The sequence below is a fragment of the Archangium violaceum genome, from assembly GCF_016887565.1.
Classification (GTDB): domain Bacteria; phylum Myxococcota; class Myxococcia; order Myxococcales; family Myxococcaceae; genus Archangium; species Archangium violaceum_B.
Genome location: NZ_CP069396.1, coordinates 4,086,652 through 4,098,296 on the forward strand (window position 1 = coordinate 4,086,652; position 11,645 = coordinate 4,098,296).

Below are 11,645 nucleotides of genomic sequence, written 5' to 3' on the forward strand. Positions count from 1 at the left end.
CCCCCTCCCTCTCCCTCCGGGAGAGGGTCGGGGTGAGGGTAGTGAGTTCCAATGAGAAGGGCCCCGTGCGGAATCGCGCGGGGCCCTTTTCTTTTACGAGCAGGTATCGATGAGGGGAGCCGCGACCTACAGCGCCTTGCGCTCGCCGCCCACGGGGTTGGAGGAGGGGACGGTGCGGTCGGGGACGGGGGTGGCGGTGCCGGGCATGAAGTAGTCACGCACCTGGTAGCGCGAGGCGATGAGGGCGAAGACGATGGCGGCGGCGAAGACGAGGCCCGCGTAGAAGAAGAGGGTGGCGGCCATGCCCGTGAAGAAGTTGAGCCGGGCGACCAGGGAGACGAGCTGGTTGCCGATGGTCACGGTGATGTTCCACAGGCTCATGAGGGTGCCCTTCATCTCGCGAGGAGCCTGGCTGTAGGCGAACTCGAGGCCGGTGGCGGAAACGAGCACCTCGCCCAGGGTGAGGACGAGGTAGGGGGCGGCCTGCCAGAGGACGGAGATCTTGTTCCCGCCGTCGAGGGTGAGCTGGATGAGGGCCACGAGCACGTAGGCGCCGGAGGTGATGAACATGCCGGCGCCCATGCGGCGCAGGGGGGTGATCTGGATGCCGCGCCGCTCGAGGAAGGGGAAGAGGACGAAGGAGTTGAGGGGGATGAGCAGCATGACCATGAGCGGGTTGAGCGCCTGGAGCTGCGAGGGGGCGAGCTCGATGCTGCCCACCATCAGGTCCATGGTCCGGGCCTGGAGCACCCAGGTGGAGGCCTTCTGGTCGAAGAGGGCCCAGAAGACCGGAATCATGGCGAAGATGCCCATGACGCGGAACACGGCGCGGGCGCCCTCGATGGCCTCGGTGGGGTGGCCGGCGGAGGCGGCATGGTCCAACCAGGACTTCGCGCCAGCAACCTTCTGCTGGGGGAAGAGGGCATCGCGCACCACCCGGACGAAGGAGTGGGGGTTGCGGCCGGTGGGGGGCACGTTGGTGTAGTGGCGCCGGCCCAGCCAGAAGATGACGGTGGCGATGAACATCAACACGCCCGGGATGCCGAATGCCACCGAGGGCCCGAGCTTGTTCAAGGTGAGCGGGATGAACAGCGAGGCGAAGAACGAGCCGAAGTTGATGATCCAGTAGAAGAGCGCGAAGACGCCCTTGACCAGGCCCTTGTTCTGCTCGGTGAACTGGTCGCCCACGAAGGCGGAGACGCACGGCTTGATGCCGCCGGAGCCCAGGGCGATGAGGAAGAGGCCGGCGTAGAAGCCCTGGCGGTTGTCGTCAAAGACGGCCAGCAGCAGGTGGCCCACGCAGTAGAGCAACGACAGCCAGAGGACGGTGCGGTACTTGCCGAGGAACCGGTCCGCCAGCCATCCGCCGAGCAGGGGGAACAGGTAGACGAGCGAGACGAAGTCGTGGAAGACGGCCTTGGCCTCGATCTGCCGGGTGGCGTCGTCGGGCACGTGGCGGACCAGCAGGTACTGGACGAGGAAGATCGTGAGGATGTTCCTCATCCCGTAGAAGCTGAAGCGCTCACAGGCTTCGTTGCCGATGATGTACTTGATCTGCGGCGGGTATCGTTCGCGCGAAGCCTGGGTCGGAGAGCTGTCCATGGTTGGTTGCTATCCCAAGGGTGGCCCCGGGCACAACCGGTGGACGGGCGGGGCTGTCAGCCTGGGGGAGGGCCCTGGAGACGGCGGGTCCGCAGCAGCTCCCGCATCTCCGCGTCCCGGACCACGCGGGGCACCTTGACCTGGGAGGGGGCGCCACCGCGCTGGATGAGCACGTTGCGCAGGGCCTGGAAGGTCCCTGGCGTCACGGGGTGCAGGGTGGCGGCCCCCAGCCGCTCGGAGCGGCGGATGAGCTCGTAGAAGGGGTTGGTCCGGCACAGGGCCGCCTCCAGCGCCTGGCTCAGCCGCGCCGTGTCCACCTGGGGCCCCACCGCTCCCTGGAGCTCGACGAAGAAGGCATAGCGCCCGGGGAGGGCATCGGTCTCCTCCACGGCGCTGTAGTCGCCGGGCAGCAACCCCTGCGTGGCCAGCGCTTCCTGCAGCGCCTGGCTCGCGGCCTGTTCCGAGGTCTTCTCGCCCATCAGGTTCAGCAGCGAGCCGCGCCGGTAGAGGAACTCCAGCAGTGGCGCCTGATGGTAGCGGCCCACCATCCGCACCACGTCTCCCAGGCGGTAGCGGTACAGGCCGGCCCGCGTCGTCAGCACCAGCTCGTAGGACTCCCCCTCCACCAGCTGCTCGGGCAGGAGCGTTCGCGGTGTCTCGGCGTCCAGCTCCTGCTCGGGGATGAACTCGAAGAAGGCCGCGCCCGACATGAGGCAGTAGACGGGGCGCTCGAGCTCGAGCGAGACCCCGAGGATCCCCTCGGTGCTCACGTAGGAGGCGGGGTAGAGGGGGAGCCCCTCCAGGTAGGGGGCGAGCTGCCGGATGTAGAGGGAGAAGCCACCGCCGACGATGCTGGAGACGTAGGAGAGCCGGGGCCACAGGCGGCGCACCAGTCCGTGCGGGCCTTGCTGGAGCACCTGGGTCAGCTCGCGAGCCCGCTCGGGGTCGGGACGGAGCCGGGCCTGGAGCTGGCGGCGCTGAGCCGGTTCCAGCTCGAGCTCCGGGCGCAGCACGCCGCGGCCGATGTCCTCCACCAGGTCCGCTCCGCGCCGCTCCAGCAGGTGCACCATGTCCAGCAGCCCCGAGGCGAAGGGAGCCTGGAGGGAGCCCACCTCCCGCTGTCTCAGGCCGAAGAGCAGGTGCAGGTAGAGCGCATCGGCGTGGGCGCGCAGGAGGAAGGCCTCCCGGGGCGAGGTCGTCACGAGGGGGAGGAGTCGCGACATGGCGTGGACGCTGATGGCGGTGAGGGCGCCCGTCGGCAGGCCTCCCTGGGAACGCTCGCGGAGCACGGCGTTCATCAGCAGCATGCCGCGAGAGGCCTGGCGCGAGGCGGGCACCTTCTCGGCCACCACGGCCTGGCCGATCACTCTTGACCGCTGCATGTGGCTCATGTGGTGGCGGGTGACGGGGAGGAGCTTGCGCTGCCCGGTGGTGCCCGAGGTGACGCCCAGGTACTCCACCTTGTCCGCGGTGAGCACGTTCCGTTCGCCCCGCGCGATGCGCTCCATGTAGGGGCGGAAGGGCTCGTAGGTGCTCACCGGGAGGGCGCGCTGGAAGTCCGCCACGGTGCGCAGCGAGGCGAAGCCATGCCGCCGGCCGAACTCGGTGTCCCGGTTGTGGTGGAGGAGGGCGCGCAGCGTGTCCGCGTTCACGTTCGCGGCGTCGCGCGCCTGGGCATCGAACGTCCGTTTCTCACGGAGGCTGGAGCTCTCCATGAGGTGACGCATCAACCGGATGAACCAGGGGAAGGATGACATGCGCGCCTGATTCACACGCCGCTTCCGGTGGGGCAAGCAACAAGGAGGCTAGAGGACCAGCGAGAGACCCGCGTAGGGGCCCGCGAAGAGCTCGCGGTTGACGTTCCCGTCCACCCGGCCCTGGTCGTTCAGGTAGGTGGCGCGGTAGCCCCCGCGCAACCGCACCACGCCCAGCTGCAATGCCACACCCGCGTCGCCGGTGAGCTGGGTGAAGGGGAGGGGCGTCCAGCTGGCGCTCGCCTCCAGCTTGAGCGGACCGACCACGCGCACCAGCGCGCTCGTGCCGAGGCCCGGCCCCACGAAGATGGCATCCGGGGCGAAGGCGACGTCCATGCCGGCCAACAGGCGCAGGCTCACGGCCTCTCGCGACACCAGCAGCAGGCTCGGCTTGAGCGACAGCAGGGAGATGTAGTCCCGGCCCAACGAGCCATCGTCTGGCTTCAGGCTGAACACGTTCAGCCGGGCGCCGAAGCCGAGCTGCTCGCCATCCACCTGCAGCCCCAGCCCCATGGAGGTGCCCTGCGCGACGAGGCCCGCGTCCGCCGCGAAGTCCACCCGGGTGGGCGTCTCGGGCTCGTTCCGTGTCTGCATTCTCGGCGGAGGCATGGGAGGACGCCGCCACGTCAGGCCGTAGTAGGGGTCGTAGTAGCGGTAGGTGGGGCCCAGGTAGGGCCAGGCCCAGGCGGGGTCGTAGTAGTAGCGGCCCCAGGGGTAGCCGTAGAAGCCGTAATACCCGGGGTAGCCGCCGTAATACCTGTACCTGGGGCGGTAGTAATCGGGACGGGGGGCGGGGCTGGGATTGGGAGAGGGGCGAGGCTCTCCCACACCGCTGCTCGAATGGGGGCGGCTCGTCGTCGGGCGTGAAGGCGGGGAGGACTCCGAGTCCGAGCGCTTGCCGAAGCGCGCCTCGGCCCGCTCGGATCCGAGACCCATCCACGACACGGCCAGTACGACTCCCACTTGTTTCCACATGGCTCGACTCCCGAGGAACTGGAGGCAAGAGGCTCGTCCGGTTGCCTTGCTCCCATGAGAACACGCGCCCCGGAAACATACTCCCTGGAGGCGCGCGCCGCTCGCCGGTCCAGGCGGATGTGCCGCTCGGTTGACGCATCCGGACGTGGTCTCCGTGCGCCGCCGCGGAGGGGAGCCCTTTCCCTGTCACATCCCATCCGCCGTAGACTCTTGAACAGGAGAGGTCATGGCCATGATGTCCGGGCTGAAGACGGGTCTTGTGTTGGGCGGTGGTGCGGCACGAGGTGCGTATGAAGCCGGGGTGCTCTCCTATCTCCGCGAGGAGCTGGAGCCGGAGCTCGGCCGGGAGCTGAGGCTGGACATCCTCGCGGGCACCTCGGTGGGAGCCATCCACGCCTGCTACCTCGCGGCGACGAGCGATCGGCCGCGCCTGCAGGGGCAGGGGATGAGGGCCCACTGGACGGGGATGAAGGTGGAGGAGGTGCTCCGGGTGGGGATGGGAGACATCTTGCGCGTCCTGCGCGAGGCGCTCGGCAAGCCGGCGCCCCATCCGCGCGACCTTCAGTACGGCGGCCTGGTGGATCCACGCGGGCTGAGGGCGATCGTGAGCCGGGGCATTCCCTGGCTGGGGATTGGCCGCAACCTGCGCAAGGGCCACCTGGATGCGCTCGCGGTGAGCTCCACGCACGTGGGCAGCGGGCGGGCCGCGGTGTTCGTGCAGCGGCACGGGGGCGGAATCCCTCCCTGGGGGAATGATCCCTCCTATCAAGCGCAAGCCACGCGCATCAGCCCCAGCCATGCGCTGGCCTCGGCGGCCATTCCGGTGGTCTTCCCGGCGGTGCGCATCCAGGGCGAGCTGCACGTGGACGGAGGGCTGCGGCTCAACGTCCCGCTCAGTCCCGCGCTGAGGCTGGGAGCGCAGCGGGTGATCGTCATCTCGCTGCGGCACGAGGCGCTCCGTGCCCGGAAGCTGGAGGGCGAGAGCCTGGAGCAGGAGCGCGAGCAGGCCTTCGCGACGGCGCCCTTCCTGATGGGCAAGATGCTCAACACGCTGATGATGGACCGCACCGATCAGGATCTCGGGAGGCTGCGGCGGCTCAACGCCATCCTCGAGGCGGGGACGGTGGCGTACGGGCCGGGCTTCGCGCAGACGCTCGGCGCGGTGCTGGAGCCCCACCGCAGCCAGCCCCTGCGCTACGTGCGGGAGCTGCTGGTGCGGCCCTCGAAGGACATTGGCGCGCTGGCGGCCGAGTACGTCCGCACGCCCGAGTTCCGCCGCCGCAGCTCGGGCCTGGCGCACAAGGCCATCCTGCGGCTGGTGGACCGGGATGCCTCGCACGAGGCGGACCTGGCGTCGTACCTGCTCTTCGATGGTGGCTTCGCGGACATCCTCATCGAGCTGGGACGGCAGGATGCCCGCGCGCTGCGCGCCGAGTGGCTGCGCTTCTGGTCGGACGAGCCGCAGTGCGTGTCGGAGATGGCCACCATGAAGCCTCCCGCGGCGAGCGCCGCCTGAGCCGGGCGCTCGCGCGGGAGGTTCCCACCTGGGCTACTGGATGGACCAGGTCTGGTTGCCGCCGCCGTTGCAGGTGTACTGCAGCACCTTGGTGCCGTCGCTGAGCGAGGAGTTCGGCACGTCGACGCACTTGCCGCTGTTGACGTTCACCACGGAGTAGCCGCCGCTCTTGGCGTTCAGGGTGAAGGCCTGGGCGTTCGTCCCATTGCAGCCCCACTGCTGGATGGTGGCGCCATCCGCGGTGTTGGAGTTGGAGACGTCGACGCACTTGCCGCTGTTGACGTTCACCAGGTTGAAGGCGCCACCGCTCGCCGCCTGGAGGCGGAAGGCCTGGGCGTTCGTTCCATTGCAGCCCCACTGCTGGAGGGGCGTGCCGTCCGTGGTGCTCGAGCTGGGCACGTCCAGGCACTTGCCGCTGTGCTGCGCGACGAGGCGCACCACGGAGCCCGGCTGGGGCCCGGGGTTCGTGCCGCCACCCGGGAGCGTGCCATCACTGCACGTGTTGGTGCCCGTACCGCCACTGGGGAACGTGACGCGGATGGTGGCCTTGTCGCTCGCCTGGGAGAGCACGGAGATGCTCACGCGGCCGTTGGGATCCTGGAAGGTGCGGCCCGCGGTGAGGCGCGGATCGCGGTGGGTGTTGGGGTAGTTGGGCGCCAGGTCCAGCAGGAGCGGGTTGCGGTTGCCGCTGTTCGAGCGGAAGTCCTGCGCGACGTCGATGTGCACGCCCGAGTTGACCTCGGGGGCGCCGTCCGGACCCGCGTTGAACGAGGCGAGCGCGGGGTTGCGGTACTCCACCCAGAAGTAGAGCGGCCGGCCGTCCACCGTGTCCCCCGTGGGGATCTGCAGGGACTGGATGCCGTTGGACGCGCTCTGGATGGGCACCAGGTCATACGTCGCATCGCGCGAGACGCGCACGTTGTTGCACTTGTCCAGCCACAGCATGGCGGACTTCTGGAAGGCGTTCATGTGCCCCAGTCCGCCGCCCATGGTGTTGAAGCGGTTGCCGTACTCGTCCGGGCTGCAGCTCGTGTAGGGGCTCGAGCGGTACGCGACCCCGGTGCCACAGCGGGCCGTGGACGCGTGCCCCAGACCAAAGCCGTGGCCCATCTCATGCGCGAAGGCGTTCGGGTCCGTGCAGGTGTAGAGGCTGCCGTCGCCGAACGAGTTGCCCGCCGCCGGCGGCTGGCCCACCCACGCCAGGCCGCAGGCACAGTCGGTGAAGCCCGGGTTGTTGGGGATGACGAAGCCCACGTGCGTGTAGACGCTCAGGTTGAGCCCCGCGGAGCTCGCCGCCGCGCGCGCGGCGTTGCTGATGGTGTCCAGGTTGCAGTTGGCCGGCTTGGGCATGCTCAGCGGCGCCAGCGCATCCCCCTGCACCGTCCAGGCGCCGTAGGAGAGCTCCTTGTAGTACGCGCTGACGGTGTCCAGCCGCTGGCGGGCCGTGGCGACGTCGATGCGCGCCGTGGTGCCCGGGAAGACCAGGGGGAGGATGGCCACGCGCACGGTCCGCGGCGTGCCGCTGACCAGGGCGTCCCGCGACGTCGCGAGGTCCGGCGCGGGAGCGACCACCTCGATGGACTCGACCACGAGCCGCTCACCCACCTGTCCCGGGTGCTCGCTGGTGCTCGCGTCCGGGGCGGGCTGCCCCCGGACGATCACCTGGTCTCCCACGTTGAGCGCGTGCTCGTCGTCGAACGACAGCTCGAAGCTCCGGCCGTCCGCGGTCCGCAGGCCATAGCCCATGCGGTGCGTGCCATCCGCGTGGTCCACGGAGAACATGCGCACCTCTCCCTCGTAGACCGGAAGCTCCTCGGCGCCGGAGCACCCCAGGGCCAGGCTCAATGTCAGCGCCAGCCCCGCCCTTCGACTCGAAATCCCTCTCACTTCGCGACTCGATTGCATGTCTGTCCTCCCGATGTCCAAACGGCGCGGAAGGTACAGCACGCCTACCCTTATCAGGAAGAGGAAAACGAGCTTAAGCAGAAAATCAAAAGATTAACCCGAGAAAATGTTTCGTGCCCTCTTCAGACTCTTTCAGTGAGTGAGGAGATCCGACACGCATTGAATTCGTTTCTGACAGGCCGAGAAAAGAAGCGGGCTCCCGCGGCGAGCGCCGCCTGGGTGGGGCGCTCGTGCGGGCCGTGTGCGGCTACGGCTTCCAGTCGTACTCGCCGCCCGGGTAGACAAAGGAGTCGCGAGGCGAGTACCAGCACCAGCCCTCCACGCGCTGCAGGGGGCTGGCGGGCCGCAGCGCGTACGTCGGATGGTCCTTGGCGAGGAACTCCAGGGAGACCAGCTCGAAGGGCGAGGCGAGCTCACCGACGTAGGGGTAGTTGCCGCCCACGAGCTTGCCATGGACGCGCGTCACGTAGGTGAGGTGCCCGCGCGCCACGGAGGAGATGGTCGAGCCGACCCGGGCCACGGTGCGGATGATGGGAACACCCTCCACGCGAGTGGTGGCCACGAGCTCACCGTTGTCGAGCTCCAGGGTGGTGGTGCCGGGGGAGGCGGGAACGCCGCGCTCGCGCACGTAGTTGCGCACGACCTCCGAGGAGTTGAAGTAGTGGGTGAAGAAGCGCGCGGGCGTGACGCCGTCTGGCGCCTTGCGGCCCGCGAGGTCCAGTCCCATGTACGTCAGCGAGTAGGCGCCGAAGCTCGACGTCTGGTCCGCGGAATCGACGACATACTGGTTCATGTAGAGGGCGCGGTTGTCGGCGGGCTGGAGGCCTGGGGGCAGCAGCGCGGCGGCGGCCTTCGGGTCGGCGGGAATCCAGCTCGAGTACAGCATGCGGCTGTTGATGACGAGCTGGGGTGCGGCGAGCGAGGTATCGGACATGACTTTCTCCTGGGAGATGGTTCCTGCGCGCGAGACGGCATGCTCCCGTTGCGTCGTGAGGCACGGGAAGCCTACATCGCGCGGGAGACACGGCGCATGCCGGTCATGAGCCGGTACGACGGAGGGAGCACACATGAGCCACACGCAGGAGCCCGAGGTGCACGTTGCTCCCGAGGTCGCGCGCTACGCGGGAGAGGTCGCGAGCCGCCTCCGCGCGCTACTCGGGGACGAGCTGCTGGGCGCATACCTCATCGGCTCGGGCAGCCTGGGGGGCTATGAGCCGGGGCGGAGCGACATCGACATCATCGCCATCTGCGCCCACCGGCAGGAGGTGCGCGTCAAACAGGCGATCGCGGAGGCCCTCGACCACCGGGTGCTCGCCTGTCCGGCGAGAGGATTGGAGTTCGTGCTCTACCCGAAGGACGCGGTGGCCACGCCCACCCGGTCCCCGAGGTTCGAGATGAACTTCAACACGGGAGCGCACATGAACTACCGGCTCGGCTTCGATCCCGCGGACGAGGCGGCGCACTGGTTCGTCATCGATCTCGACATCGCGCGAGGGCATGCGGTGCCGCTGGTGGGGCCGCCCGCGAGCGAGCTGCTGGCCGCTGCTCCACGGGCCTGGGTGCTGGACGCGGTGCGGGACTCGCTCACATGGCACGCGAGGGAGGAGCCGGTGAGCCCCAACAACGTGCTCAACGCATGCCGGGCCTGGCGCTACGCGGAGGAATGCGTGTGGGGGACCAAGGTGGCCGGCGCCACATGGGCCCGCGCGCGGCTCGCGGACCCCTCGCTCATCGAGGCCGCGATCGCGAAGCGCAATGGCCAGCCGGGCCCCGCTCTGGAGCAGGATGCGGTGCGCGCCCTGGTCCAGCGGGTGCTGGACGCCGTCGAGCGCGCTTCCCGGCGGAGTCATCCGTAGCGGATGGCTAGCACTCTGGGGTGTACAGGCTGTAGGCCGACGTCCTGCCCGAACTGTACCACCAGCCACACGAGCAACCCCGGATGCCGATCTGGGTCGTGTAGGTCGCGTCGCTGTAGTAGGTGTACAGGGAGTCCGGGCTGTTGGCGCAATCGGGAATGGGGGACTCCAGCGTGGACAGATCGGCGGCCTCTTCCTGTTCCACGGGCGCGCCACAGCCCACCACCATCAGCGCCGTCGCCAACAGACCGCCGAAAATGCTTGCTCGCATGCGTCCTCCGTCAGGGTTATTCCCCAAACCTTAACAAATTATCGCTTTCGTGGGAATGCCCGGCATTCGGACTTTGGTGTTGCTGAAAAGGTGTCGCGGGACTCGAATTGATGACATTCCTTGGCGTTTGCACTTGCACTGCCCTGCGTCAGGGCAAGATGCGGCGCCTGATCGCCGCACGGAGAACGCACGATGAAGCTCTACTACAGCCAGCACACCCGGGGTCACCGTCCCCGTTGGGTGCTCGAGGAACTGGGCACCCCATACGAACTGCATCGGCTGGACCTGCGCAAGGGCGAGCACAAGTCGCCCGAGTACCAGCGGATCCACCCGTTGGGCCTGGTGCCCGCGCTGGAGGATGAGGGCAGGGTGCTGGTGGAGTCGGGGGCCATCTGTCTCTACCTGGCGGACAAGTACCCGGAGAAGAAGCTGGCTCCGACGCCCGGCTCTCACGAGCGGGGTGAGTACTACCAATGGGTGATGTTCGCCCTGAGCACGCTGGAGCCGCCTCTCTCGACCTTCGCGTCCCATACGCGCTTCCTGCCCGAGGCCGAGCGTCAGCCGGCGGTGGCCGAGCGGGCGAAACAGCAGTTCCTGCCCGCGCTGCGCATGCTGGAACAGCGGCTCACGGGCCGCGAGTACGTCGTTGGTGATGCCTTCTGCGTGGCGGACGTGCTCCTCTCCGGGGTGCTCTCCTGGATCTCGCTGGTGGGCCTGGCCAACGACTTCCCCGGGCTGCGGGCGTACACGAAACGTCAGATGGAACGTCCCGCGGCGAGGCGCGCCTACGCGGACTAGCAGGGGCCGCGGGACCTTTGTCCCGAGCTCAGAAGAGGGGGACGCGGAAGTCCTTCACCACGCCCATGTGCTGCATGTTGGTGGCATCGCTGTCCCCGGACTCCACCGGGGAGATGTCCGTCAGCGGGGTGTAGACGCGGCTGTCGAGGACGAGCCCACCCGCGAAGGTATTGGAACCGATGACCGTGGCCTTCTGATACTTGCGGAGATCCCCATCCACCAGGACATGGTCGTAGGGCTTGCTCCTCGGGTGGCTGGTGTTGGTGTTTCCGCTCTTGTCCGCGGGGTAGGGACTGCTGGTGACGACCACCTGCGAGAGGACGGAGAAGCAGGGCTCGCCTCGGCTGTCCGTGTTGAGATCTCCGCCGATGACGAGGTAGTCGCTCTCGGGCACGGTGGCGCGGATCCGCCCGATGAGCGTGTTGGCCTGCTCCTGACGAACGCTGCTGCTGGCGGTGAGCAGGTGCACACTCACGGCCCAGAGGTCGCGCGGGCCGGGGATGTCGATGCGTGCCCATGCGAAGTCCCGGGTGCTCGTCTGGGGATCGTCCCACTCACCCGACTCGATGATGGGCCAGCGACTGATGATGCCGTTGGCGATCTGCGCTCCCTCCTCCCGGTAGTAGTGATAGCTGGGTCCAACCCGATCCACCATCGCGCGGATGTCGTCCTCTCCATTGAGCGCGTAGTTGAACTCCTGGAGGAGCACGACGTCCGGGGCCACGCCTCGCATCAACCGGATGCCGTGGCCCGGGTCGTAGGACTGGGCATCCCCGCTGGTGAGGTTGGCCGCCATGATGCGGAGGTTCGCGTATTCGGTCCCAGAGTCCTCTCCGGCGTCGGTGGTCGAGCCTCCGTCGCTCACCGATGACGGCGGGACGTGTGATGTTTCACGCCCCTCGCAGGCAGAGGCGAGCACGAGGATGGAAACCGCGGCGCACGGAAGGACGGAGAATGCCTTTGTCATG

The 11,645-nt window shown here is 68.4% G+C and carries 10 protein-coding genes; 3 read left to right on the plus strand and 7 right to left on the minus strand.

Going from position 1 to position 11,645, the window contains the following annotated elements; genetic code table 11:
• Positions 1-126 precede the first annotated feature (126 nt).
• From JRI60_RS16935 to JRI60_RS16945, 3 genes are read right to left on the minus strand one after another with little or no spacing between them, the layout of a single operon-like run.
• Positions 127-1,602 (minus strand): POT family MFS transporter, encoded by a 1,476-nt coding sequence (locus JRI60_RS16935; RefSeq protein ID WP_204226901.1) that lies wholly within the window; start codon positions 1,600-1,602, stop codon positions 127-129.
• A 56-nt stretch (positions 1,603-1,658) separates the two neighbouring features.
• Positions 1,659-3,359, minus strand: coding sequence for a GH3 auxin-responsive promoter family protein (locus tag JRI60_RS16940; protein ID WP_239470563.1), 1,701 nt, complete (start codon positions 3,357-3,359; stop codon positions 1,659-1,661).
• Positions 3,360-3,407: 48 nt separating this feature from the next.
• A complete protein-coding gene (locus tag JRI60_RS16945; RefSeq protein ID WP_204226902.1) occupies positions 3,408-4,331 on the minus strand; it encodes a hypothetical protein in 924 nt (307 codons plus the stop codon).
• A gap of 226 nt (positions 4,332-4,557) precedes the next feature.
• Between JRI60_RS16945 and JRI60_RS16950 the strand changes: the two genes are divergently transcribed.
• The gene (locus tag JRI60_RS16950; RefSeq protein WP_239470564.1) at positions 4,558-5,847 is read left to right on the plus strand and encodes a patatin-like phospholipase family protein; all 1,290 of its coding nucleotides are present in this window, start codon (positions 4,558-4,560) and stop codon (positions 5,845-5,847) included.
• Positions 5,848-5,880: 33 nt separating this feature from the next.
• Here the strand turns inward: JRI60_RS16950 and JRI60_RS16955 are convergent, their stop codons facing one another.
• Positions 5,881-7,752, minus strand: coding sequence for an RICIN domain-containing protein (locus JRI60_RS16955; RefSeq protein WP_204226903.1), 1,872 nt, complete (start codon positions 7,750-7,752; stop codon positions 5,881-5,883).
• Positions 7,753-7,999: 247 nt separating this feature from the next.
• Positions 8,000-8,686 carry a hypothetical protein gene (locus JRI60_RS16960; RefSeq protein ID WP_204226904.1) on the minus strand — a complete coding sequence of 229 codons (687 nt, stop codon included), beginning with the start codon at positions 8,684-8,686 and terminating at the stop codon, positions 8,000-8,002.
• Positions 8,687-8,819: 133 nt separating this feature from the next.
• Between JRI60_RS16960 and JRI60_RS16965 the strand changes: the two genes are divergently transcribed.
• Positions 8,820-9,608 carry an aminoglycoside adenylyltransferase domain-containing protein gene (locus JRI60_RS16965; RefSeq protein WP_204226905.1) on the plus strand — a complete coding sequence of 263 codons (789 nt, stop codon included), beginning with the start codon at positions 8,820-8,822 and terminating at the stop codon, positions 9,606-9,608.
• Between the two features lie 7 nt (positions 9,609-9,615).
• Here the strand turns inward: JRI60_RS16965 and JRI60_RS16970 are convergent, their stop codons facing one another.
• Positions 9,616-9,879, minus strand: a complete 264-nt coding sequence (locus JRI60_RS16970; RefSeq protein ID WP_204226906.1) for a hypothetical protein — start codon at positions 9,877-9,879, stop codon at positions 9,616-9,618.
• Positions 9,880-10,071: 192 nt separating this feature from the next.
• On the opposite strand from JRI60_RS16970, the gene JRI60_RS16975 reads away from it, so the two are divergent.
• Complete coding sequence (locus JRI60_RS16975; protein WP_204226907.1) at positions 10,072-10,677, plus strand: glutathione S-transferase family protein; 606 nt, start codon at positions 10,072-10,074, stop codon at positions 10,675-10,677.
• A 28-nt stretch (positions 10,678-10,705) separates the two neighbouring features.
• Here the strand turns inward: JRI60_RS16975 and JRI60_RS16980 are convergent, their stop codons facing one another.
• Positions 10,706-11,473: an endonuclease/exonuclease/phosphatase family protein gene (locus JRI60_RS16980; RefSeq protein WP_204226908.1), complete on the minus strand. Its 768-nt coding sequence runs from the start codon at positions 11,471-11,473 to the stop codon at positions 10,706-10,708.
• Positions 11,474-11,645 lie beyond the last annotated feature (172 nt).